Genomic DNA, 22904 nt, shown 5'->3' with positions numbered 1-22904 from the left:
CAGCGGCCTATTTTATTTCCAAAAAGAAACATCAGTCCGACCGCGCCGACTTGCTCACCACGAAGGCCACGCCCAGCACCGCCAATACCATTCCCAGCAAGCCGACCATGCTGAACACTTCGCCAAATGCCAGCCACGCCATCACCGCCGTGGTCGGCGGCGTCAGGTACAGCAGGCTGGTGACGCTGGTCGCGGCGCTACGGCGGATCAGCGCGAACAGCACGAAGATCGCGCCGATCGACAGTGCCAGCACCGACCACAGCAAGGCGCCGATGAATTCCGGCGTCCATTCCACCGCGGCGAAGGCCGGCGTCCAGTCCTCGAACCAGATCGCCAGCGGCAGTATCGCCAGCAGCGAAGCGACGTACTGGATCAGCGTACCCGAGCGCAGATCGAAGTGCGGGCAATGGCGCTTCTGGTACAGCGTGCCGATGGTGATCGAGAACAGCGCGATCACGCAGCAGACGATGCTCTCCAGCGTCAGGCCCACCAGCGAAATCTTGTTGGCGACCACCAGCCCCACACCAGACAGTCCGAGCACCAGCCCCAGCCACTGACGGCCGCGCACGCGCTCGCCGACCAGCGGTGCGGCAAACGCCGTCAGCACCGGCTGCAATCCCACGATCAGCGCCGACAGTCCGGCCGGCATGCCGAGCTTGATCGCGCACCACACGCCGGCCAGGTAGCCCGCATGCAGCAGCACGCCGGAGACCGCGATGTGCCATGCCTTGTCCGCCGGCCATGGCGCACGCACCAGCAGCACCAGGGGTACCAGCAGAATCGAGACGACCAGGAAGCGCAGGATCAGGAAGGTCAGCGGCGGTGCATACGGCAGGCCGTACTTGGCGGCGATGAAGCCGGTGCTCCACAGCACGACGAACAGCATCGGCATGAGCGCCAGCCACGCCGACGTGGACGAAGAAGAGGGGCGATGTGTTGCGGGATCGGTCATGAATCGGCTGTCTTGTCTTTCATCGCCTGCACCGGGCGCAGGCGAATCCGGCAGTGTGCGCTCTCGCGACAGTCCTGTCCGTGATTATTTTCGTATCGTCGGCGGGCGCGATGAATATTGTTCATCGCCGCGCCATCGCGCGTGCCAGCACGATCACCGGCACCATTGCGATCAGCACGATGGAAAAGGACGGCAAGGCTGCTTCGCCAAGCCGCTCGTCGGATGCCAGCTGGTGCGCAACCACCGCCAGTGTGTCGAAGTTGAAGGGGCGAATCGTATAGGTCGCCGGCAGTTCCTTGACCACATCGACGAACACCAGCAGTCCGGCCGTCAGCACGCTGCGCCACAGCAGCGGCGCATGCACGCGCGCCAGCATGGAACCGATGCCGTGACCGAGGCTGCGTGCGCTCGCATCCATGGCCGGCGTGATCTTGAGCAAACCCGCCTGCACGCTCTGCAGCGCAATCGCGAGGAAGCGCACCAGATACGCATAGACCAGCGCCACCACGCTGCCGCTCAGCACGAGCGCGATGCCCTGCTCGGCGCTCCATTGGTCGAGGCGTGCGATCGGAATCAGGATGCCGACCGCGATCACCGCGCCCGGAATCGCGTAGCCCATGCCGATGATGCGGTTGCAGACACGCTGCAGCAGCCCGCCCGAGGTACGCGCCGCATACGCGATCACGACGCAGACGACGATCGCGATGACGGCCGTGATGCCACCCAGCAGCACCGTGTTGCCGAGCCAGTCCAGATAGCGCGTGCTCACCACCACGCTCTCGGCATCGAGCAGCAGATGCAGCAGGATCGCGAACGGCGCGACGAAGCCGAGCAGGATCGGCAGGCCGCAGAACGCCATCGCGCCCCATGCCTGCCAGCCGCGCAGAACAGGCCTCTGCTGCACGGAGCCACGTGCGCCGACTGCGTAATAGCGCGCCCTGCCCCGGCTCTTCTGTTCGACGAACATCAGCAGCATCACGGTCAGCAGCAATACGCCGGCGATCTGCGCCGCGGCCGTGCGATCGGAAAAGGTGTACCAGGACTTGTAGATACCGGTCGTCAGCGTCTGCACGCCGAAGTAGTCAACCGCACCGTAATCGGCCAGCGTTTCCATCAGTGCCAGCGCGATGCCGGCCGCCGCCGCCGGACGCGCCAGCGGCAGGCTGACGGCGAAGAAGGCGCGCCACGGTCCCGCGCCCAGCGTACGCGCCGCATCCCACATGCGCGAACTGCGCTCGAGGAAGGCATTGCGTACGATCAGATAGACGTAGGGATAGAGAATGAAGCCGAACAGCAGGCCGGCGCCACCGACCGAACGGATCTCCGGGAACCAGTAGCTGCCGCCCTGCCAGCCGAACCATGCGCGCAACGCGCCTTGCACCGGCCCGCTGAACTGCAGGAAATCGGTATAGGCGTATGCCACCACGTAGGCCGGCATCGCCAGCGGCAGGATCAGCGCCCATTCGAAGACGCGCCGCCCGGGAAATTCGCAGACCGCCACCAGCCATGCGCAGCCGATGCCGATCACGGCGGTCAGCAGCACGACCATCAACGCGATGACGACGCTGTTGACGATGTACCCGGGCAGCACGGTCTGCCACAGGTGCGCGAAAGTCTGCGCCTCGGCCTCCACGACCGCAAACAGGTTCGACAGCACACCCGCGATCGGCAGCGCCACCAGCATGGCGATGGCCAGCGATGCCAGCAGCAGCGGATGCAGCGCGCCGCGCTGCCGTTGCAGAGCACGACATGGCATGGCGGCTATTGAAGGCGTGGAAAAACGAGCGGAGAAGGAAGCAGGCATCAAGGGAATCGTCTTTGCGGGATCGTCGGAGTCGGTCGATTGCGCCTCGGCGCCAAATGAAAATTATAATCAATGTCGTTTTATCCCAACCTTATCCGGAGCATGCATGTCTGCCGACCCGAACGCCGCCCATCTGCATGTCGATGCCATCCGCGTCGGCTACCGCCTGCACGGCAAACTGCATGAAGTCGTGCACGGCCTATCGTTCGCGCTGCAGCGCGGCGAAATCGGCTGCCTGCTCGGTCAGTCCGGCTGCGGCAAGACCACCGTGCTGCGCGCGATCGCCGGCTTCGAAGGATTGAGCGCCGGCCGCATCGCGCTCGGCGGGCGCGAACTCAGCACGGCGCAGGCGACGGCCGCGCCCGAGACGCGGCAGGTCGGCGTGGTGTTCCAGGATTACGCGCTGTTTCCGCACCTGTCGGTCGCCGACAACGTCGGCTTCGGCCTGCGCCGCATGAAGGGCAGCGAACGCCAGGCGCGCATCGCCAGCCTGCTGCAACTGGTCGGCCTTGCCACGCATGCGGACAAGTTTCCGCACGAGCTTTCAGGCGGCCAGCAGCAGCGGGTGGCGCTGGCGCGCGCGCTGGCGCCGGCGCCGGACCTGCTGCTGCTCGACGAACCGTTTTCCAATCTCGACGTCGATCTGCGCGAACGGCTGGCAACCGAGGTGCGCGACATCCTCAAGGAAGTCGGCACCACCGCCGTGCTCGTCACGCACGACCAGCACGAAGCCTTCGCGATTGCCGACCGCATCGGCGTCATGCACGACGGCGCCATCGTGCAGTGGGACAGCGCCTACGATCTCTATCACCGCCCTGCCAGCCGCTTCGTGGCCGACTTCATCGGTCTCGGTGTATTCGTGCCGGGCGTGATCGCCCAGGGCGGCGAACAGGTCGGCATCGAACTCGGCAACCTGCGGCTCGACCGGCAAACCTTCCGGCCGGCCGGCGCGCGCGTCGATGTGCTGCTGCGCGCCGACGACGTCGTGCATGACGATACGGCGACAGTGCATGCCGAAGTCACGCGCAAGGCGTTTCGCGGTGCGGAATTTCTTTATACGTTGCGTCTCGCGAGCGGCCAGCAATTGCTGGCACTGGTACCCTCGCACCACGATCACGCCGTGGGCGAATGGATAGGCATCCGGCTCGACGCCGAACATGTGGTGAGTTTTCCGCGCCTAGACTGAGGCGTTTTCGTGCATGCCGCAACGCGGCCGGCATGGTGCTCGGAGATAGTCAGGCCGGGCGGAAGTCCTCGCCGCGCCGCGCCAGTTCCGCCGTCATGCGTGCGAAGGCCAGCTCGACCTGCTGCGGATCGCCTTTGACACCGAGTTCGATGTGGCGGCGCGTCTGCGCATCGCCGACATGCGGCAGGCTGAAGACCCGTACCGTGTCGTACTCGCGTTCGATCGCTTCCATCATCGGCGTCAGCGCCGACTCCATCGCCTCGAACACCAGCACCGATTTCTCGCTCTTCGGCTGGCGATGGAACAGATGCGCGTGGTGGGTATCGAGCGCCCATTCCATCATCGGCCACGCCATCACCGGAAAGCCCGGCATGAAGTAATGCACGCCGCCGTTGCCGTGGCGAATTGAGAAGCCCGGAATCTTGTTGTAGGGATTGGGCAGGATGTCGGCGCCTTGCGGGAACTCCCCCATCTTCAGGCGATGCAGGTTTTCCGGCTGGTTGAGGTCGAACGGCACGCCGGCCTCGCGCGCCATGTCGAGCATGCGCTCCTGGATCTTTTCCTTTGCCTGCGGATGCAGCACCAGCGGCCGTTCGAGCGCGGCGGCTGCGCACTGACGCGTATGGTCGTCCGGCGTGGCGCCGATGCCGCCGCAGCTGAAGACGATGTCGTCGCTGGCGAAGGTGCGCTTCAGCGTGGCCGTGATGCGCGCGCGGTCGTCGCCCAGGTATTCGGCCCAGTCCAGCGCCAGGCCGCGCGCGGCCAGCAGTTCGACGGTCTTGGGGAAATGCTTGTCGGCGCGTTTGCCGGAGAGAATCTCGTCGCCGATGATGATGAGTCCGATTGCCATGGATCGTGGTTTCTTTTCGTTCAGTGAAGTGCCGCGGGCGGCGTGCCGGATGCAGCCGGAGCGTCTGCCGCTTCATCCATATCGAGCAGCGGCAGCGCCGACTCCGGTCCGCCCGCGCCATGCTCGACGCGATAGCTGGCCAGCGCCTGCAGGCAGTAATGCTGGAACCAGAGCCCGGTGAAGACAAACACCAGCACGTAGAGCCAGATCGCGCCGGTCGCAAACACCGGCAGGAAGAACAGGAATACCGCGCCGCCCAGCCACAGCAGCATGGGCGCGGCACCGAGCAGGCCCGACAACGTGCCGATACACAGCAGCGGCCAGCGATGCTTGCGCAGAATCGCCTTGCGTTCCTCGGCATCGGCAAAATCGGCCAGTGCGTCGTAGGCCATCACGCGATACGTGACCCAGCCCCACAGCGCTGCCTGCGCGACGAACATGAACGGCAGTACGAAGGAGAGCGGCAGCGAAACCAGCCACAGCACGATGAAGACCGCAAAGGACGAAACCGACATCCACAGGCTGCCGAGGAAGCTGCCACCCTTGCGCCGCTCCAACCCCTTGTAGTGGCGCCCACCGACGTGACGCGAAATGAAGGGCATCGCCATCGCCGCCACGAACACCAGCGCCGTGAAAATCATCAGCGGCAGCAGGATCCACATCGAGATCAATGGCACCACCACCGCCTTCAGCGTCGCCAGACCAAGCCAGGTCAGCACCTCGCTGGCGGTGGAAAAGCCGTCGTTCTCGATGAAGAAGGCCTGGGTCCAGTCCATCATCGCATTCAGGCACAGCCATAGCACCACGCCCCAGATCGCGATCGACAGCACGAAAGGCAGCACCGTCAGCAGCAGCATGCGCACATGCAACTGGCTCACGATGGCGCGGCCGAAGGCGGTCAATACGGCTTGCATCTGTTTCTCCTCGTGCAGGGAAGCGATGCCGTGCGGACGGTCATCGCGGGGTCTCATTCTACCGTGCGGCCTCCATGCACGCCGGGGCTGAACCATGGCGACAGCACGTTGTCATCCGATACAGGCGGATGCATCCACCTGCTACAATCGGTTTCACCTCCGACAACAATCATCGGCAATCATTCATCAAGGGAAAAACATGGCAACCACCACCACATCCTCCGGCCTGCAATACGAAGACAAGGTCGTCGGCGACGGCGCAGAAGCCACCGCGGGCGCACACGTTACGGTGCATTACACAGGCTGGCTGCAGAACCCGGACGGCAGCGCCGGCGCCAAGTTCGACTCGAGCAAGGACCGCAACGATCCGTTCCGCTTTCCGCTCGGCGCAGGCCACGTCATCAAGGGCTGGGACGAAGGCGTGCAGGGCATGAAGATCGGTGGCACCCGTACCCTGATCATTCCGGCATCGCTGGGCTATGGCGCACGCGGCGCCGGCGGCGTGATCCCGCCGAACGCCACGCTGATCTTCGAGGTCGAACTGCTGGGCGTGTAAAGCGCTTCGGCGGCTGTCTTCATCCGCTTTTCATCGCAGGAGAAACCATGAGTCTGCAGGAACAGTTCGACCAGGCAGTCGCCGATTCCAAGACGCTGCCCGAGCGTCCCGACAACCTCACGCTGCTGAAGATCTATGCCCTCTTCAAGCAGGCCACCAGCGGCAATGTCGAAGGCGAGCAGCCGGCCATCACCGATTTCGTCGCGCGCGCCAAGTGGGATGCATGGCAGAACCTCAAGGATCTGCCGGCCGACGACGCCAGGCAGCAGTACATCGATCTGATCACCGACCTCAAGGGCTGACGACACGCATCGTTGGCGATCGATCCTTGTAAAAATCCCCGTACCGGTCTGCGCCTGTACGGGGATTTTGATTTGAAGACGCCCTCAGGCCGGGATGCCGAACGCCTTGTCCATGTTGCGCGCAATCTTCTCTTCCAACGTCGAGGCAAACGCCTTGAACAGGAAATCGAGCTTCACCTCGACCTGCGCCTCGTTCTCGCGCAGCGCCAGCGTGCCGGACACGCCGCTGCGTTCGAAAGCCAGCACGTCACCGTTCCATTGCGTCTTCATGTCGAACTCGCTGACCATGCGATCGGCCATCTTCTGGGCGGCGCTGCGCGCCTGTTCCGGCGGCAGGCCATGAGAGCGGGTGATGCGGATGTCGGTCATGCGTGATTTCTTTCCTTGACGGTCGGGTTGACGAGATTGGGTGGACGCTGGCCCGAGAGGGCTGCGACCAGGTTGGCGGAAGCGCAGTCGGCCATGGCGCGGCGCGTCTTTTCCGAGCCGCTGCCGATGTGCGGCGTCAGCACCACGTTGGGCAGCGTCAGGAAGCCCGGATGCAGCGCCGGTTCATTCTCGAACACGTCGAGCCCGGCCGAGGCGATACGGCCTTCGCGCAGGGCGTCAACCAAGGCCTCATCGTCAACGATGCCGCCGCGCGCGATGTTGACCAGCGTCGCCGTCGGCTTCATCAGCGCCAGTTCGGCGGCACCGATGATGTGATGCGTTTCGGCCGAATACGGCAGCACCAGCACCAGGTGATCGGCATTGCGCAACAGTTCTTCCTTGCTGACGTGACGCGCATTGTTGGCGCGCGCCTCGAGCTCGGGCGCGAGGTGGCTGCGGTTGTGATAGATGACCTGCATGTCAAAGCCCATCGAGCGCCGCGCCACCGCCTGCCCGATGCGTCCCATGCCGAGGATGCCGAGCGTGGTGCCGTGCACATCGGCACCGAGAAACTGGTCGAAGCGCCAGTGTTTCCACTTGCCGGCACGCAGATAGTGTTCCGACTCGCTCACGCGGCGCGCGTTGGCCATCAGCAGCGTCCACGCGTAATCGGCGGTGGTTTCGTTGAGCACGTCGGGCGTGTTGGTGACCATCACGCCGGCCTGCGTGGCGGCGGCGACGTCGATGTTGTTGTAGCCGACCGCGACGTTGCAGATCGCCTTCAGCTGCGGATGGGCGGCGATCACCTCGGCCGTCAGCTTTTCGCTGGCGGTGACGACCACCGCGTCCTTGCCCTGCATGCGGCGCTGCAGTTCCTCGGGAGAAAAGATATGGTCTTCCTGATTGGAATCGACATCGAACTGCTGCTGCAGACGTTCCAGCACATCCGGAAAGGTGGCGCGTGCAACCAGGACCTTGGCTTTCATTCATGTCTCCTCGGGCAGGTGGATGGGGCCGGCGGATGTTATGCGTATAGGTAATACCCCGATGCCGGTGCCAAATTCTAGCGCAACAAGCTTGCGCAATCTTTACGCCGCGCATGGCCTGCATCGCGCAAAAACCCTATTTGCTTATGCCGAATCCATATAAGAGCGATTTGTCGCGAACAGCGATTTGCCTTAGAATGACGGGTTCTACGGTTGCCCGGCGCGATCTTTTTCCGACATCCCGCCTCCTGGTCTGCAGCCGGCAGTTTTCCGAATATCAACAGTTAGGACCTGGTATGACCCACGTAGTTGCCGATTCATGCGTCCGGTGCCGCTACACGGACTGCGTTGACGTATGTCCGGTGGATTGCTTCCGCGAAGGCCCGAATTTCCTCGTCATCGACCCCGATGAATGCATCGACTGCGCCGTGTGCGTGGCCGAATGTCCGGCAGCCGCGATCTTCGCGGAAGAAGACCTGCCAGCCGATCAGCAGGAATATATCCAGATTAATGCCGAACTCGCACAGGTCTGGCCGTCCATCACCAAGACCAAGTCGCCGCTGCCCGATGCGGACGAATGGAAGGACGTGCCGAACAAGCTCCAGTACCTGGAACGCTGATTCGCCGCTGCCCTGCATGAACGCCCCGTGGATTCCCCGGGGCGTTTTTCATTCGCGCGTAAATTGAAATGCCTCTCATTACGAATATCCGTACACGCAGACAGCCCTTCCTTGGCTCTGCATGCTTGTTGAGACGATAATTCGATTTACGCCACATCAGCCCCGCAACCATCTTGTCCTCTTCCGACAACCGCCCGCTCGCCGACCGCCTCGAGGATCTGCTGCCGCAGACCCAGTGCACGAAGTGCGGCTATCCGGCCTGCCGCCCGTATGCGGAAGCGATGGCCGACGGCAGCGCCAGCTACAACCAGTGCCCGCCCGGTGGCGCCGAAGGCGTGGCGCGGCTGGCGAGCGTGCTCGGCAAGCCGGTGATCCCGATCAATCCCGTCAACGGCTTCGAACGCGCGCGCCCGGTCGCGCTGATCGACGAACAACTCTGCATCGGCTGCACGCTTTGTATCCAGGCCTGCCCGGTCGACGCCATCGTCGGCGCCGCCAAGCAGATGCACACCGTGGTGCACGCGCTGTGCACCGGCTGCGACCTGTGCGTGGCGCCCTGCCCGGTTGACTGCATCACCATGGTCGAGGTCACGCCCGGCAGGACCGGCTGGGATGCATGGACGCAGGAACAGGCCGACGAGGCGCGCGCGCGCCACGACTTTCGTACCGAACGCCTGAAACGCGAGAAGGAAGAGAACGACGCGCGCCTGGCCGCCAAGGCCGCGGCCAAGCTGAAGGAACTCGAAAGCGAGGAAATCTCGGAAGAACAGAAGGCCGAGCAGGCACGCAAGAAAGCCATCATCCAGGCCGCCATCGAACGCGCGCGCCTGAAGAAGGAACAGGCCGAGAAAGACAAGCAATGAACGCCGAAAAACGACGCGCCATCTTCATGCGGCTGCGCGCCGCCAACGACAAGCCGACCACCGAGCTCGAATACACGACGCCCTTCGAACTGCTGATCGCCGTGCTGCTGTCGGCGCAGGCGACCGACGTCGGCGTCAACAAGGCCACGCGCAAGCTCTATCCGGTTGCCAACACGCCGGCCAAGATCCTCGCGCTCGGCGTCGAAGGCCTGACGCCCTACATCCAGACCATCGGCCTGTACCGCACCAAGGCCAAGAACGTCATCGCCACCTGCCAGATCCTGCTCGAACAGCACGGCGGCGAAGTGCCGCGCACGCGCGAAGAACTCGAAGCCCTGCCGGGCGTGGGCCGCAAGACCGCCAACGTGGTGCTCAACACTGCCTTCGGCGAACCGACGATCGCGGTCGACACCCACATCTTCCGCGTCTCCAACCGCACCGGCCTCGCGCCCGGCAAGAACGTCGAGATCGTCGAACAGAAACTGCTCAAGTTCGTGCCGGACGAATTCAAGCTCGACGCCCACCACTGGTTGATCCTGCACGGTCGCTACACCTGCATCGCGCGCAAGCCCAAGTGCTGGAACTGCATCATCGCCGACCTGTGCGAATACAAGGCCAAGACGCCGTTGCCGGAAAAAGGCGTCTGACCGCGAACCGGCAAGCCGCTCGCAGCAAACCGTCTTTTGTATGCATTCCCCCACACAAACGGCGCGGATTGCATGGAATACCCGGCATCTTGCAGCAAGGCAGTTGCCGCGCACGCACGCAAAACCTAAAATGCGAATAATTCCCATTTAAATGCGTGCCTCATGGCCTCCGATGCCCTTCGCGACGACATCCAGTCGCTCTATATCGATCACCATTCCTGGCTGCTCGGCTGGCTCAGACGCCGCATGCGCGATGCAGGCCACGCCAGCGATCTGGCTCAGGATACGTTTCTGAAAGTGTTCGTTGCGGGCAACACCACGGACATTCGCGAACCGCGCCCCTTCCTGGCGACCATCGCCCAGCGCCTGCTGACCAATCACTGGCGCCGTGAAGAACTCGAGAAAGCCTATCTCGATGCGCTCCAGCATTTGCCGGAGCCCAGCTGGCCTTCGCCGGAAACACTATCCATCCTGATGGAATCGCTGTCGCTGGTGGATCGCGCGCTTGCCAGGCTGTCCGACAAGGCACGCAGCGCCTTCCTGTTCGCGCATCTCGATGGCATGACCTATGCAGAGATCGCCACCGAACTGAACGTCAGCACGCATTCGGTGAAGAAATACCTGACGCAGGCCAACATGCTGTGCTTCTTTGCCGCTCCCGACTTCGCCGCCCTCTGACCCTTCCCGTATGTCCGCCATTCCCTCCTCTTCCAGTGCCGGTGTGCTCTATGCCGATGGACGCCCGCTGTCGATCGAGGTCGCGCAACAGGCCGCCGAGTGGCTGACCGTGCTGATGCAGGAGGATGTGTCGGCCGAAGAAAAGCGTGAGTGGCTGGCGTGGCGGCAGGCACACGGCGACCACGAACGCGCATGGCAGCACATCGAACGCGTCAGCGGCAACTTCCGCAATCTGGACGCACAGGCGGGAAGAAGCGCACTCGGCCGCAAACGCGTCACCCGCCGCACCGGCCTCAAGACACTGGCATGGCTGCTCGTCATCGGCGCAACCGGCTGGACCGGTCTGAAGACCACGTCCGTGCGTGCCGTGCTGGCCGATCTCTCGATCGGCGTGGGCGCACGCCGCGAGACCACGCTCGCCGACGGCAGCCTGCTGCAGCTCAACAGCAATAGCGCCGTCAACATCCGCTACACCAGCACGCAGCGCCTGTTGCAACTGGTCAAGGGCGAACTGTTCGTCGCCACGGCTGCCGAACAAGGCAGCGCCTACCGTCCGTTCCTGGTCGATACCGAGCATGGCGAAGCCTGGGCGCTCGGCACGCGTTACGCGGTCAGGCTGGACGGCGACGCCACAGTGGTCGCGGTGGAAGAAGGCGCGGTAAGACTGGTGCCGCGCCGCGGACAGCCGCTCGTGCTGCAGGCCGGCCAGACTGCACGCATGCATGCCGACGGAGTGGAGCCTGCCCAGACTGCTTCCGAGCAGACCTGGGGCTGGCGCCGCGGCCAGATCCTGGCCGATGGCATGCGCCTGCAGGATTTTCTCAACGAACTCAGCCGCTATCGCCACGGCTTCGTCGGTTGCGACGACAGCGTTGCCGATCTGCGCATCTCGGGCGTATTCCCGGTGGACGATACCGACGAAGTCCTGCGTTCGCTCGGCCATTCCCTGCCGCTGCAGGTACGCTTCATCAACCGCTACTGGGTCAATGTCGAGTCCTTGCCTGCCAGTTGAAAAGTCGCTGAAAAATAAATCCGAAAAAAGTAGTACCCGTTTTTTCTTCTCGTACGACCTGTGTATTGAAAACCCGATTCACTTCCTTTCGATACAGGTCAACCATGACACATGCTCCACTCCGTCGCCGCAAAACAATGCGCGGCCAGCCGCTCAAACGCAAACCCATCGCCTTTGCCGTCCATCTGATCTTCGTCGGCGTCCTCTGCGTCCTCAACCAGCCAGCCCCGTCGCTTGCGCAAGGCACCGCATCCGAAGCCCGGGCGGCGATCCTCGATTTCGATATCGCCGCCGGCGATCTCGCGACAGCATTGCGACAGGTAGCCAGCCAGGCTGGCGTGATCCTGAGCTTCACGCCGGAACAGACCCAAGGCAAGAAAACCGCAGGACTGCAGGGCCGCCACACCGTATTGCAGGCACTGAATAACTTGCTGACGGGCACGGGGCTGCAGGCAGAACGCAATGCCAACGGCAGCTACGCCCTGCGAGCAGGCACGACAGAGCAGCCATCCGTTCTGCCGGCGGTGACTGTACATGGAACTGGGTCTGAAGAACATGCGCTCGGACCGGTGAAGGGATATGTCGCCAGCCGCAGCATCACGGCAACAAAATCCGATATTCCGCTGATGGAAACGGCACAGACCGTCAACATCGTGACCGCAGACCAGATCGAAATCCAGAATGCAGAATCGCTGAGCCAGGCATTGCAATACACGGCGGGCGTACATGCCCTCGGTGGCGAAAACACGACCAGTGACGGCATGGTCATCCGCGGCTTCAACGTCACCGGCTCTGCACCGATGTATCTGAACGGCACGAAACTGACGCGCAACACGTTCAGCGGCGTATCCGAACCGTATGCCATGGAACGCATCGAGTTGCTGAAAGGACCAGCGTCCGTCCTGTACGGCAATGCGGCTCCCGGCGGCATCATCAACATGGTGACCAAGCAGCCGCAGCTTGAAACCCTGCGCGAACTCAAGCTCCAGCTCGGCAGCTTCGATCGCAAGCAGATTGCCGGCGACTTCTCCGGCAAGATCACCGAAGACGGCTCGTTGAGTTACCGCTTCACCGGTCTCGTCCGTCGCAGCGATACCGCAACGGACTATGCCAACGACGACCGCAACTTCGGCGCTGCCTCGATCCGCTGGCAGCCGACGGACGATACCTCCCTGACGCTGTTCGCCAATCTGCAGGACAACGACACTGTCTCGGTCTATGGCCTGCCATTCGAGGGCACGGCCGTCGCCAATCCGAACGGCCGTATTGCGCACGACCGCTTCATCGGCGAACCCGGCTTCAACCGCTTCGACTCCGAGAACCAGACGCTCGGCTATCTTCTGAGCCACAAGCTGAACGAAACGCTGACGTTCCGCCAGAACCTGCTCTACTTCCACGGCAGGACCAATCACGCGGACATCTGGATGGACGGCTTCAGTACTGCAGACCAGCGTAATATCCTGCGCGGCGCCTATACCCGTGACGACAAGGATCGCTCTTTTTCCATCGACAATCAGCTCGAAGCCAAATGGCGCAGCGGCAACATCGAAAACACCACATTGATTGGCGTGGACTACAGCCGCCAACGCTTCGACCGTGTGCAATACGGCGGTAGCGTCGCGATGCTGGATGTGTATAGCCCGATCTATGGCTCGCCGGTCACGTTGAACGCCACGCCGCAAACGGATGGCCTCGACAAATCGCGCCAACTGGGTCTGTACGCCCAACAGCACATGAAGTTCGATGATCGATGGGTACTGACGCTGGGCGGTCGCTACGACAAGGTCGATGCATCGTACGACGACCGCATCAGCGGTGCCTCGGAAACCGTATTCGATGACAATGCCTTCACCGGCCGCATCGGCCTGGTACGTCTGTTCGAAAATGGCTGGGCGCCTTACGTCAGCTATTCGCAATCCTTCGAACCCTCGTCCGGCCGTTCCTTCTCCGGCAACGCGTTCAAACCTACCGAGGGAGAGCAATACGAAATCGGCATACGCTATCGTCCGCCCGGCGCCAACCACTCCTTTACCGCCTCGGTGTATGAACTGACCCAGCAGAACGTCACCACCACAGATCTTGCCAATCCCGGTTACTCCATCCAGGAAGGAGAAATCCGCTCACGTGGTCTCGAACTGGAAGCACACGCGCAATTCGACAATGGTCTTAACCTGATCGCCTCCTATGCCTATATCGACAATGCTGTCACCAAAAGCAACTCCGGCACGGAGGGCAACCGCGAAGGCGGCGTACCGCGCAACATGGCGGCACTCTGGCTGGACTACCGGATGAACGATGCCCTGTCCTTCGGTGGCGGCGTCCGCTACTTCGGCAGCTCGAAAAACTTTACCAATACCGTGGACGTATCGAGCTATACCGTGATGGATGCGGTAGCCAGCTATCGCTTTACGCCGGAATGGCTGTTGTCGCTCAATCTGACCAACATCCTCGACAAGCGCTATGTCACCTGCTCGTATGCCTGCTTCTATGGTACGCCCCGCTCTGCCATCGCTACCCTGACCTACCGCTGGTAGGCACGCTGGCAACCTCATCTCTTGCAAAAGCGGCATTCGATGCCGCTTTTTTTTTGCGCGATAAATGCTGTCGGCCACAAACTGCGACATGTATTTCAACCATGCCCATCAGTAGCAAGTTCACCACAACAGGCGATTCGGTGGGCATCCTGATTGACTCCAGGCACCCCGCCGTAGAGAATAAGAAACATTCTCATTAGCCAGCACTCCAGTCCGGAACGCCAGCCACTTCTGTTTCTTACTTGAGCGTCCCGTGCCCAAATCCTCTCCGATTGCAGAACTCTATACCGAACACCATGCGTGGCTGCATGGCTGGCTGCGCCGCAAGCTGGGTTGCCTGGATCAGGCCGCCGATCTGGCGCAGGAGACCTTTGTCCGCGTCATGAGCAGCGAACGCGCGGAAATGGCAAGCTGGCGCGAACCGCGTGCCTACCTGACTACCATCGCGCGCAATCTGGTCAACGATCACTGGCGCCGGCAGGAACTCGAACGCGCCTATCTCGAAGCGCTGGCCATGCAGCCTGAAGCGCAAGCACCTTCTCCCGAAACACGCATGCTGATCATGGAAACGCTGCTTCGCATCGATCAGTGCCTATCCGCGCTGCCGCCACTGACGCGCCGCATCTTTCTGCGCTCGCAGCTCGACGGCCTGGTCTATGCAGACATCGCGCAGGAAATGGAGATCTCGCTCGCCACCGTCAAACGCCACATGAGCGCGGCCTTTCTCGCCTGCCTGAGCATGGCATGACGACAACCAATCCCACCGCCGACATCGATCCCGTCATCCTGCGCGAGGCAGCCGACTGGCTGATGCGCCTGCATGCGGGCGATGCAGGTCCTGCGGACTGGGAAGCGGTTGACCGCTGGCGCAGCACCAGCGCGGCCCACAGCCGTGCATGGCAACGCGCCGAGGGGCTGCTCGGCGACCTGCGAGCACTTCCTCAAGGACCGGTTCGCACTGCGCTCGAACAACCGAATGCACGCCGCCGCCAGTTGCTGCGCCTGCTCTGGCTGCCCGCTCTGCCGGCTGGCTGGCTCGCCTGGAGGCATGTCAGCATCGATGGCGAGCGCTGGCAGACCGCCACCGGCGAACAGCGCAGCATGACGCTGGCAGATGGCACACAACTGCTGCTCAATACCGGCACCGAGATTGCCGTGCAGTTCAATGCAGAAACCCGCCTGATCCGCCTGCTCGCCGGAGAAATCCTCGTCACCAGTGCGCCCGATCCGGCGCCTACGCCGCGTCCGCTCGTCATCGCCACCGCGGATGGCACCGCGCGTCCCATCGGTACCCGCTTCGCGGTGCGTCGGGCCGCCGGCGAACAGACCAGCCGCGTCGCTGTCTTCGAAGGGATGGTGGAAGTCGAATCCGCCGGCCAGCGCCGCCAGGTCGAGCACGGTTACAGCATCGTCTTCGGCCCCGACGGCCCTGCCATGCCGGAAAAGAGCGACAACGCCGCCGACGAAGCCTGGACCAACGGCATGATCGTCGCGCGCCGCATGCGGCTGGCCGATCTGCTTGCCGAGCTCGACCGTTACCGTCCCGGCCTGCTGCGCTGCCATCCGGAGGTGGCCGATCTGCGCGTATCCGGTACCTTCCCCGCGCTGGAACCCGAGCGCAGCCTGCATCTGCTGGCTGCCAGCTTCCCGCTGCAGGTGCGTTATCGCACCCGTTACTGGGTCACGGTGGAGCCCGCCTGATACCTTTTTCCGTTTCGTTCGTCGTGTTCTTTGTAAGTCACAAAACATGCAACGAAAGGAAACCCACCGTGCCGCTCCTCTCTTCACGCTTTCAGCCCAGGGCCATGACGCTTGCCGTCCTGCTTGCCTTTGCCTTGCCGATCCTTCCCTCCCAAGCACAGACCGCGCCGCCGCAATCGGCACGCAGCTACAGCATTGCCGCCGGTCCGCTGGAAGACGTGCTTACGCGCTTCACCGCCAGCGCCGGCATTGCGCTTTCGTTCGATCCGGCACTCGTCGCCGGCCTGCACAGTGCCGGCCTGAGCGGCAGTTATACCGGCGACCAGGGATTGCGAAAGATCTTGCAAGGCAGCGGACTTGCTGCCGACGCGCACGGTGACGGCAGCTACACGCTGCGCAAGCTCCCTGCCACCGGCATGCAGGCCGAATCCACACTGGCGCCCGTCACTGTCACGACGACACTGTACGGTTCGCGAGAAACCAGTGTGCTCAACGATTCCACGGCATCCGTCGGAATCGTGACGGCGGACGACATCGAAGACGGCCAGATTCGCACCTTCCGCGAAGGCTTCAGGCGTCTGGGCAATGTCATGGACAGCGCCTACGTCAGTTCGGGTTTCGTCATCCGGGGCATGAGTTCGGAGGGATTCGTTCCCGGCGGAACACCTGTCGGATCGCTCTATATCGACGGCGTCTTGCAAACACGCGTGAACGCACGCCGCGCACCGCGTTCCCTGTGGGATGCGGAACAGGTGGAGGTGTATCGCGGGCCGCAGTCCACCTTGAGCGGCCGGGCGGCCATGACCGGCGCCATTTATCTCAAATCGAAGGACCCGGTCTTTCGGCAGGAAGCGGAGATTTCCGGAACCGTGGGAAGCGATCGCTTGGCCGGCACCGCATTCATGGTGAATACGCCGCTTGTCGCAGATGAAGTGGCAATGCGCATTACGGGTTCGTACGAACGCTCCACGTCTCCCGTGTCATTTCCCACCTACACCCAATTTTCGAACTATGACGAGTACCGGACCGACCTGAGCTACAACCTGCGCGGAAAAATCCTTTTCGCTCCCAAGGCGCTGCCGAATACCACCGCCCTCTTCACCTATGCCGTCGGCAAGGAAAATCCTGCCGATCGCTTCATCGGCGCCAATGCCAATTTCGGACTCGATGCCGAGCGCGGCGATTTCTATCAATGGCCGACCTATGCCGAATACCGACCGCTGAGAACGCAGAATGCCGCACTGGAGATCACGCATGCGTTGTCGGACAGACTCAAATTCACCTCGTCAACCGGCTGGAACGATGGTGCCAGCCGCCGCATCTCCGTAGAACTCGGGACGCCTGGAATAGCCAGCGGCATCGACGGCTCGATTGACGATTCGCTGATCACGCAGGAATTCCGTTTCAACTATCAGGGAGAAAAGTGGAAGTGGGTCGGCGGTCTTTACGGCAGCTACCAGAACACCAATACGGACCTGGATATCACCCTTCCGAACGGCGTCATACAGCGCCAGGTAACCGGAGGCAAAACCGACAATGTGGCGTTGTTCGGAGAAGCCACCTATGAGTTCGTCCCGACATGGCACGCCACGCTGGGCGGCCGCCTCGACTACCTGCGCAACAAGGAATACCAGTTCGCGTCGCAACGCAATCTGAACGGCACAATGATCTCCCGCAGCAATCAGGCCGATCTGGACGAAACCAATTTCGTGCCCAAGGTCGCCCTGTCCAAAAAACTGTCCGAAACCCAGATGGCCGGCGTGTCCTATACGCAAGGCTTCCGCACCGGCGGTTACTACATCAACCAGCGCACCCTGACCGCGCACTACTACAACCCGGAAAAAGCGCACAGCTACGAACTGTTCTACAAAGGCAGCTTCCTCGACAACCGCCTGCTGCTGAATGCCAACCTGTTCCATACCAAGTACATCAACCAGCAAATTGAAATCCGTCCGGATCCCAATGACGCGTTTTATCGCGAAACCCAGAATGCCGCCTCTTCACGCACATGGGGCTTCGAAATCGAACCGACATGGAAGGTAAACAACCGCCTTTCCACATTTGCCTCGATTGGTTACCTCGATACGAAATTCCTCGAGTTCGATCACTTCAGCTACGGCGATCTTTCCGGACAACCCCTGCCCGAAGCACCGAAATGGACGGTCGGCCTGGGCGGGCATTATCAGTTCGGGAACGGTTTCTACGTCGGTGGCGATGCCAAATACACGTCTGGCTATCAGGCGGTCTTCGGCATTGCACCGCAGGACTCGATCGATTCGCGCATCATCGTCAATGCGCAGACCGGCATCAGGAGAGGCAACTGGTCGGTCAATGCCTTTGTCGAGAACCTGCTGGATGAACGTTATTACACAGGGATCGACCGCGATGCCAATCCGGTCTTTGCACAAATGGGGCTGGGAAGAAGCATCGGCATTCGTGCCAATCTGAAATTCTAGGAAGATACAAGCCAGTTCTTTTGCAAGGAACTGGCTTTTTCAACGATGCTTACAGCACCACCGCGCACGCCGCATCGAAGGTCAGCCTCGGCAGGCGCGGCTTGATCTTGCTGTGGTCGCCGTAGCCGATGCTGCACAGGAAGTTGGCCTTGACCTTGGTGCCGACGAAGAATGCCTCGTTGACCTTCTCTGCATCGAAACCCGACATCGGTCCCACGTCCAGGCCGATAGCGCGCGCCGCGAGGATGAAATAGCCGCCCTGCAGCGAGCTGTTACGGAACGCAGTTTCCTCCGCCAGCGCCGGATTGCCGTCCATCAGCGACTGCACGTCCATGTGCGGGAACAGTTGCGGCATCTTGCGCGAGAACGCCATGTCCATGCCGATGATGGCGGTGATCGGCGCCGATTTCACCTTTTCCACGTTGCCGGCCGATACGCAGGCGGCGAGTTTTTCCTTGGCCTGCGGCGACTTGATGAAGGCAATGCGCGCCGGCGCGCAGTTGAAGGCGGTCGGGCACCATTTCATCAGTTCGTAGATGTCGCGCAACTGGCCGGTGGTCACCGGCTTGTCGAGCCAGCCGTGATTGGTGTGGGCGTGGGTAAAGAGGGTGTCGAGTGCTTCCTGGTTAACCATGGTGGATTCCGTGTTGTAGTCGCTGGGCGCGCTGCCCGGAGCGGCAACGCTTGTCGCCCGCTATGGTAGCCGAAAGCAGACCTGCGGGCAGACTGCAGGCAACGTACAATGGCGGCTTCAACCCATCATTGCGCCCTTTCCGCCCGGCAGGATCATGTTTACACCATCCCAACACGACGTGCGCCGCTTCTTCTGCGAGACCTATCGCAAGAGCGTCGATAACGCCATTCTCACGCCCTTGGAGGCCATCGCCCGCGACTGGATCGTGCAGCATCCCGAATACGCGCCCGATTTCGAGAACGTCGAGGATGCGCTGGCGCAGGATTACTCGGTGGAAGCCGGCCGCATCAATCCCTTCCTGCACCTGTCGATGCACCTGTCGATCGCCGAACAGATTTCCATCGACCAGCCACCGGGCATCCGCGCCGCCTTCCAGAACCTGGCGCGCCGGCTCGATTCCGAACACGAGGCACATCACCAAATCATGGAATGCCTGGGGCAGATGATCTGGAATTCGCAGCGCAACGGCGTGCCGCCGGATGGGGCGGCGTATATCGAGTGCATCAATCGCGCGGCGAGTTGATTGCTGTCTCGTCCACGCAGTGGATACTGAATCCGTTCCTTCCTTGAAGAGACGCCGGTGCCGGGGGTAATCCGGTAGCCACTTACTCTCTTTGCTTCGCCAAAGAAAGTAGGCAAAGATACCCTTTCCTTTCCAGCGATCAAAAAAATGCCGCCTGTTCAACATCAGGCGGCATTTTTCTCGATCTCGATCGAGCGCAGGCGTACTACTTCTTCAGCACCAAGCTCCCCGGCAGACTCGCCAGATAGGCCGAAATATTCTCGATATCCTGGTTCGACAGCTTCCTCGCCTCCGGCACCATGATCGCATTGGCGCGTCCGTTGGTGCCCTCGCCGCCGCGCTTGTAGGCCGTCAGCGCATGCTTGAGGTAATCGCGATGCTGCCCGGCCAGGTTGGGATAGGCGGGATCGATCGGCGTCTTGAAGTCGGCGCCATGGCACTGCGCGCAGTTGAACTTGGTCACGGCGGCCTTGCCGGCCTCGATGCGCTTGTCTGCATGCGCCGGCAAGGAAAGCGCTGCCAGCGAGAACGCGGTCAGGGTAAGGATGGTTTTCATGAATGCGCTCCCTTATTTCTTTTGCTGCGAGTAATAGGCCGCGACGTCCGCGATGTCCTGGTCGGACATGCTTTCGGCAATGCCTCGCATGGTGGGATGGGAGCGCTCGCCCTTCTTGTAGGCATTGAGCGCATTCACGATGTACTTTTCGTTCTGGCCGCCGATCATCGGGACCTGATAGACCTCGGGGAAAGTTGCCTTGTAGCCGGGAATGGCATGACATCCGATGCACATGGCAATCTTGTTGACCGCCGCCTTGGCATCACCCACCACTTCAGCTGAAACAACGATATTGGCGAAGCTCGCGAGCGCGAGAAGTGCAAATAGTTTTTTCATGTTAGCCGTGGACAAGTTAGTCGGAACTGCTGCATGAAGCGTTGTGCGGCCGGATGAAGATATTGCTGTGCCGCACGGAAAGGCGAATTGATTCTACATGAAGAAAAATTTCAGTCCAACTATCCGGCACGCCAAGTGTTGCACTTCAGACATTGTCTTCTGTACGGTCCGATGACAGCCGATGCGGCTCATGCGCGCCCGCCACCGGTTCCTCTTCGTTTTCGACAGCCGGCGCCTGCCGTGGCGGGGCCGCCATCGGCCAGAAGAATGCCAGGGGCGCCAGCGTTGCACGGCGCAGAATCGAACGATAGACGATATGCCGGATACGGCGCGGCACGTCGCGCGCACGCAGGGCCAGCATCAATGCCCCGGCAAAGGCGACACTCACGTTGAGCACGCCGATGGCGACGATACCGGCAAACGCCAGCCAGAATGCCGGTGTCAGCAACACCTCCCATCCCATGCTGCCGACAGTGGCCGTCAGCGTCGCCGCCGACAACGCCACATGGCGCACATCAAACGGCACACCGAAGAAATGGGCGATGGCCGGCGTCATGCCCAGCAGGAGCGCCAGCGAGACGCCGCCGGCAACACCGGCCACGTTGCGCTCGAGCCAACCGGCAAAGCGTTCGGCGCGTCCCGCGCCCATGGCATGCACGACGCGGCGATGATTGGCGATCGCTTCCTTCAGCCGGCGCAGCGCGAACCAGTTGTCGGCAACACCGGCGATCAGGCTGGACAGCCACAGCAAGACGCCGGTCAGAATCGCGAACAGCGGCGTGACACCGACGATGGACAGCGATTGCAAGGTACGCGCGGCCTCGGGTGGATCCATCAACGGTCGATCCCACACCTGCACCAGCCCGAAACCAAGCGCCGCCACCACCGGCACCACCACCAGCAGGTTGCCGAAGATGCCCGCCGCCTGCGCGCGCAGCAAGGCCGCCACCCGGTCCAGCAGCGCGCGCAAACCGTCTATGGTGTCGAGCGCCCCCATCTTCTCGGCCAGCGCGGGGGCCAGCACGGCCGGCTGCCTGGCCGCGAACAAGCCGCCCAGCAAGGCGATCAGCAAGAAGCCGAAGGCAAAATTGATCGAGTGGAAGAATCCCTCGAAAAACTCGGCCAGACCGGCGCGGTTGATAGCCGCCCGTGCCAGCCCGGTGAATCCCACTACCAGACCGCCCACCATGGCGGCCTTGGCGATGGCCTTGTATTCCTTGCGGTCGCGCGCGATGTAGTACTCGCCGTGATAGGCCGTGCGTTCGACCATCTTGCGTGCCAGCAAGGAAAAGCTGCGCCGGATCAGATCGCGCACCGACGAGCGATGGTGATGCGCAACGATCAAGTCGACCAGCACCGCCTGAATCTGCCCTGCCCCTTCTTCGGAACCCGGTGCGTTGCGCAGATCGAGCAGACGGCCGATGCGGTTGATCTGCGCGCGCATGCGTTCGAGGTGATAGACCAGTCCCAGCGAGGTGCCGTGCTCGTCGAGGTGCGCATAAATGCGGTCGGTCTGCGCCTGGCACACCGCCAGCAGCATGCGCACGCTGCGCAGCGCGCCCTGGTCGCGCGTATTGCTGATCAGGTAGTGCTCGAGCTCGCGCCGCAGCGACATGAAGGGCGTTGCCAGCAACTGCATGCGCGGTTCGAGCCGCTGCCGGAACGCCGGACTGATGCCGACCGCCACCACCATCTGCACGAGATACAGCATCGCCTCGTCGATCTGCTGGCGATAGCCGTGCGCAATGCCGTCGTCGCCGCACAGCTTCCACAGGCGCATCATGGTACGGTCGTCGAGTTCGAGCAGCCATTCGGCGTCCGACACATCGGGAAACATCATCGTGAACAGTGTCGAGAGATCGTGCTGGCCCAGCGGGCGCGGCAATACCAGCTTGACCAGACGCTCCGACAGTTCGGAAAAGAAGGCAGATTCGCGCGGCATGCCGGTCGAGGAAAACAGCTCGTGCCCGGTCGCCTCGCGCAGGGTCTTGCGCAGCGTGTTCTGCACACCCTGCCTGACGTCGCGATGCGCATCGAGCCAGTCCAGCAGAAAACGCAGGCGCTGATGCTTGAGACGGCGCCATTCGTCGCGCGCCAGCAGCGAGACCTTGGGCTCATGCCGCAGCCAGTCGGCCAGATCGAGCATCCAGTTGGCGCGCACGTGCCACGAGTCATTGGGGTCGGCGCGACGCATCAGCGATTCGATCTGCGGCACATACTGTGCGTGATCGGCATGATGCCGCAACGCACCACGACGGAACCTGCGCCACACGGCGCAGATTCTGAGAAACGAAATTTTCATTTTATTTATTGTAATGAGGGGATGACGGGAACCGGTAACGGCGCGCGTTAGTCGCGCAGGAAA

At 62.2% G+C, this 22904-nt stretch carries 23 protein-coding genes; 13 read left to right on the top strand and 10 right to left on the bottom strand.

Annotation, left to right across the window (positions count from 1 at the left end; translation table 11 throughout):
- Positions 1-31: 31 nt before the first annotated feature.
- Together IEV38_RS09570 and IEV38_RS09565 are read right to left on the bottom strand one after the other, a co-directional pair.
- Positions 32-952 (bottom strand): DMT family transporter, encoded by a 921-nt coding sequence (locus IEV38_RS09570; protein WP_188395948.1) that lies wholly within the window; start codon positions 950-952, stop codon positions 32-34.
- A 121-nt stretch (positions 953-1073) separates the two neighbouring features.
- Positions 1074-2708 (bottom strand): ABC transporter permease, encoded by a 1635-nt coding sequence (locus tag IEV38_RS09565; RefSeq protein ID WP_229728960.1) that lies wholly within the window; start codon positions 2706-2708, stop codon positions 1074-1076.
- Positions 2709-2862: 154 nt separating this feature from the next.
- On the opposite strand from IEV38_RS09565, the gene IEV38_RS09560 reads away from it, so the two are divergent.
- On the top strand, positions 2863-3942 hold the full coding sequence (locus IEV38_RS09560; RefSeq protein WP_188395946.1) for an ABC transporter ATP-binding protein: 1080 nt from the start codon (positions 2863-2865) through the stop codon (positions 3940-3942).
- Between the two features lie 49 nt (positions 3943-3991).
- Here IEV38_RS09560 and IEV38_RS09555 read toward each other — a convergent pair whose 3' ends face one another.
- Both IEV38_RS09555 and IEV38_RS09550 read right to left on the bottom strand, forming a co-directional pair.
- The gene (locus IEV38_RS09555) at positions 3992-4792 is read right to left on the bottom strand and encodes a competence/damage-inducible protein A (RefSeq protein ID WP_188395945.1); all 801 of its coding nucleotides are present in this window, start codon (positions 4790-4792) and stop codon (positions 3992-3994) included.
- A 20-nt stretch (positions 4793-4812) separates the two neighbouring features.
- Positions 4813-5706, bottom strand: coding sequence for an EI24 domain-containing protein (locus tag IEV38_RS09550; protein WP_188396128.1), 894 nt, complete (start codon positions 5704-5706; stop codon positions 4813-4815).
- Between the two features lie 199 nt (positions 5707-5905).
- Here IEV38_RS09550 and IEV38_RS09545 point away from each other — a divergent pair, with 199 nt between their 5' ends.
- Positions 5906-6262, top strand: a complete 357-nt coding sequence (locus IEV38_RS09545; RefSeq protein WP_188395944.1) for an FKBP-type peptidyl-prolyl cis-trans isomerase — start codon at positions 5906-5908, stop codon at positions 6260-6262.
- Between the two features lie 47 nt (positions 6263-6309).
- Positions 6310-6564 carry an acyl-CoA-binding protein gene (locus IEV38_RS09540; protein WP_188395943.1) on the top strand — a complete coding sequence of 85 codons (255 nt, stop codon included), beginning with the start codon at positions 6310-6312 and terminating at the stop codon, positions 6562-6564.
- A gap of 84 nt (positions 6565-6648) precedes the next feature.
- Here the strand turns inward: IEV38_RS09540 and IEV38_RS09535 are convergent, their stop codons facing one another.
- Together IEV38_RS09535 and IEV38_RS09530 are read right to left on the bottom strand one after the other, a co-directional pair.
- Positions 6649-6933 carry a polyhydroxyalkanoic acid system family protein gene (locus IEV38_RS09535; protein ID WP_188395942.1) on the bottom strand — a complete coding sequence of 95 codons (285 nt, stop codon included), beginning with the start codon at positions 6931-6933 and terminating at the stop codon, positions 6649-6651.
- Positions 6930-7919: a 2-hydroxyacid dehydrogenase gene (locus tag IEV38_RS09530; RefSeq protein WP_188395941.1), complete on the bottom strand. Its 990-nt coding sequence runs from the start codon at positions 7917-7919 to the stop codon at positions 6930-6932. Before IEV38_RS09530 ends, IEV38_RS09535 begins: the two co-directional genes overlap by 4 nt.
- 296 nt (positions 7920-8215) lie before the next feature.
- Here IEV38_RS09530 and fdxA point away from each other — a divergent pair, with 296 nt between their 5' ends.
- From fdxA to IEV38_RS09485, 9 genes are all read left to right on the top strand, one after another.
- Entirely contained in the window at positions 8216-8539 is a 324-nt protein-coding gene (gene fdxA / locus IEV38_RS09525; protein WP_188396127.1) for a ferredoxin FdxA, read from the top strand.
- 173 nt (positions 8540-8712) lie between these two features.
- Entirely contained in the window at positions 8713-9402 is a 690-nt protein-coding gene (gene rsxB, locus IEV38_RS09520) for an electron transport complex subunit RsxB (RefSeq protein WP_188395940.1), read from the top strand.
- Complete coding sequence (gene nth, locus IEV38_RS09515; RefSeq protein ID WP_188395939.1) at positions 9399-10049, top strand: endonuclease III; 651 nt, start codon at positions 9399-9401, stop codon at positions 10047-10049. The genes rsxB and nth overlap by 4 nt, the downstream gene beginning before the upstream one ends.
- Before the next feature lie 162 nt (positions 10050-10211).
- On the top strand, positions 10212-10727 hold the full coding sequence (locus tag IEV38_RS09510; RefSeq protein WP_188395938.1) for a sigma-70 family RNA polymerase sigma factor: 516 nt from the start codon (positions 10212-10214) through the stop codon (positions 10725-10727).
- Between the two features lie 10 nt (positions 10728-10737).
- Positions 10738-11739, top strand: a complete 1002-nt coding sequence (locus tag IEV38_RS09505) for a FecR domain-containing protein (protein ID WP_188395937.1) — start codon at positions 10738-10740, stop codon at positions 11737-11739.
- Between the two features lie 137 nt (positions 11740-11876).
- Complete coding sequence (locus tag IEV38_RS09500; RefSeq protein WP_188395936.1) at positions 11877-14273, top strand: TonB-dependent siderophore receptor; 2397 nt, start codon at positions 11877-11879, stop codon at positions 14271-14273.
- A 253-nt stretch (positions 14274-14526) separates the two neighbouring features.
- Positions 14527-15021, top strand: a complete 495-nt coding sequence (locus IEV38_RS09495; RefSeq protein ID WP_188395935.1) for a sigma-70 family RNA polymerase sigma factor — start codon at positions 14527-14529, stop codon at positions 15019-15021.
- Entirely contained in the window at positions 15018-15974 is a 957-nt protein-coding gene (locus IEV38_RS09490) for a FecR domain-containing protein (RefSeq protein ID WP_188395934.1), read from the top strand. The genes IEV38_RS09495 and IEV38_RS09490 overlap by 4 nt, the downstream gene beginning before the upstream one ends.
- A 104-nt stretch (positions 15975-16078) precedes the next feature.
- Positions 16079-18430, top strand: coding sequence for a TonB-dependent receptor (locus tag IEV38_RS09485; RefSeq protein WP_188395933.1), 2352 nt, complete (start codon positions 16079-16081; stop codon positions 18428-18430).
- 49 nt (positions 18431-18479) lie between these two features.
- On the opposite strand, the gene IEV38_RS09480 is transcribed toward IEV38_RS09485, so the two are convergent.
- Positions 18480-19064 (bottom strand): malonic semialdehyde reductase, encoded by a 585-nt coding sequence (locus tag IEV38_RS09480; protein WP_188395932.1) that lies wholly within the window; start codon positions 19062-19064, stop codon positions 18480-18482.
- Positions 19065-19218: 154 nt separating this feature from the next.
- Here IEV38_RS09480 and IEV38_RS09475 point away from each other — a divergent pair, with 154 nt between their 5' ends.
- A complete protein-coding gene (locus tag IEV38_RS09475; RefSeq protein ID WP_188395931.1) occupies positions 19219-19647 on the top strand; it encodes a DUF1841 family protein in 429 nt (142 codons plus the stop codon).
- Between the two features lie 205 nt (positions 19648-19852).
- Here IEV38_RS09475 and IEV38_RS09470 read toward each other — a convergent pair whose 3' ends face one another.
- The 3 genes from IEV38_RS09470 to IEV38_RS09460 all read right to left on the bottom strand — a co-directional run bounded on the left by IEV38_RS09470 (position 19853) and on the right by IEV38_RS09460 (position 22811).
- The gene (locus IEV38_RS09470) at positions 19853-20203 is read right to left on the bottom strand and encodes a c-type cytochrome (RefSeq protein ID WP_188395930.1); all 351 of its coding nucleotides are present in this window, start codon (positions 20201-20203) and stop codon (positions 19853-19855) included.
- A gap of 12 nt (positions 20204-20215) precedes the next feature.
- On the bottom strand, positions 20216-20539 hold the full coding sequence (locus IEV38_RS09465) for a c-type cytochrome (protein ID WP_188396126.1): 324 nt from the start codon (positions 20537-20539) through the stop codon (positions 20216-20218).
- Between the two features lie 145 nt (positions 20540-20684).
- On the bottom strand, positions 20685-22811 hold the full coding sequence (locus IEV38_RS09460; RefSeq protein WP_229728959.1) for a site-specific recombinase: 2127 nt from the start codon (positions 22809-22811) through the stop codon (positions 20685-20687).
- Positions 22812-22904: the final 93 nt, after the last annotated feature.

Origin of the sequence: Oxalicibacterium flavum (assembly GCF_014635065.1) — a bacterium.
Classification (GTDB): Bacteria; Pseudomonadota; Gammaproteobacteria; order Burkholderiales; family Burkholderiaceae_D; genus Oxalicibacterium; species Oxalicibacterium flavum.
The sequence above is the reverse complement of the archived record's forward strand: the minus strand, read 5'-3'. Positions and strand labels throughout refer to the sequence as shown.

Bases quoted from the DNA above. Each gene is read 5' to 3' on its own strand.
- IEV38_RS09570 (WP_188395948.1), bottom strand. From the start codon at position 952: ATGACCGATCCCGCAACACATCGCCCCTCTTCTTCGTCCACGTCGGCG.
- IEV38_RS09565 (WP_229728960.1), bottom strand. From the start codon at position 2,708: ATGCCATGTCGTGCTCTGCAACGGCAGCGCGGCGCGCTGCATCCGCTG.
- IEV38_RS09560 (WP_188395946.1), top strand. From the start codon at position 2,863: ATGTCTGCCGACCCGAACGCCGCCCATCTGCATGTCGATGCCATCCGC.
- IEV38_RS09555 (WP_188395945.1), bottom strand. From the start codon at position 4,792: ATGGCAATCGGACTCATCATCATCGGCGACGAGATTCTCTCCGGCAAA.
- IEV38_RS09550 (WP_188396128.1), bottom strand. From the start codon at position 5,706: ATGCAAGCCGTATTGACCGCCTTCGGCCGCGCCATCGTGAGCCAGTTG.
- IEV38_RS09545 (WP_188395944.1), top strand. From the start codon at position 5,906: ATGGCAACCACCACCACATCCTCCGGCCTGCAATACGAAGACAAGGTC.
- IEV38_RS09540 (WP_188395943.1), top strand. From the start codon at position 6,310: ATGAGTCTGCAGGAACAGTTCGACCAGGCAGTCGCCGATTCCAAGACG.
- IEV38_RS09535 (WP_188395942.1), bottom strand. From the start codon at position 6,933: ATGACCGACATCCGCATCACCCGCTCTCATGGCCTGCCGCCGGAACAG.
- IEV38_RS09530 (WP_188395941.1), bottom strand. From the start codon at position 7,919: ATGAAAGCCAAGGTCCTGGTTGCACGCGCCACCTTTCCGGATGTGCTG.
- fdxA (WP_188396127.1), top strand. From the start codon at position 8,216: ATGACCCACGTAGTTGCCGATTCATGCGTCCGGTGCCGCTACACGGAC.
- nth (WP_188395939.1), top strand. From the start codon at position 9,399: ATGAACGCCGAAAAACGACGCGCCATCTTCATGCGGCTGCGCGCCGCC.
- IEV38_RS09510 (WP_188395938.1), top strand. From the start codon at position 10,212: ATGGCCTCCGATGCCCTTCGCGACGACATCCAGTCGCTCTATATCGAT.
- IEV38_RS09505 (WP_188395937.1), top strand. From the start codon at position 10,738: ATGTCCGCCATTCCCTCCTCTTCCAGTGCCGGTGTGCTCTATGCCGAT.
- IEV38_RS09500 (WP_188395936.1), top strand. From the start codon at position 11,877: ATGCGCGGCCAGCCGCTCAAACGCAAACCCATCGCCTTTGCCGTCCAT.
- IEV38_RS09490 (WP_188395934.1), top strand. From the start codon at position 15,018: ATGACGACAACCAATCCCACCGCCGACATCGATCCCGTCATCCTGCGC.
- IEV38_RS09485 (WP_188395933.1), top strand. From the start codon at position 16,079: ATGACGCTTGCCGTCCTGCTTGCCTTTGCCTTGCCGATCCTTCCCTCC.
- IEV38_RS09480 (WP_188395932.1), bottom strand. From the start codon at position 19,064: ATGGTTAACCAGGAAGCACTCGACACCCTCTTTACCCACGCCCACACC.
- IEV38_RS09475 (WP_188395931.1), top strand. From the start codon at position 19,219: ATGTTTACACCATCCCAACACGACGTGCGCCGCTTCTTCTGCGAGACC.
- IEV38_RS09470 (WP_188395930.1), bottom strand. From the start codon at position 20,203: ATGAAAACCATCCTTACCCTGACCGCGTTCTCGCTGGCAGCGCTTTCC.
- IEV38_RS09465 (WP_188396126.1), bottom strand. From the start codon at position 20,539: ATGAAAAAACTATTTGCACTTCTCGCGCTCGCGAGCTTCGCCAATATC.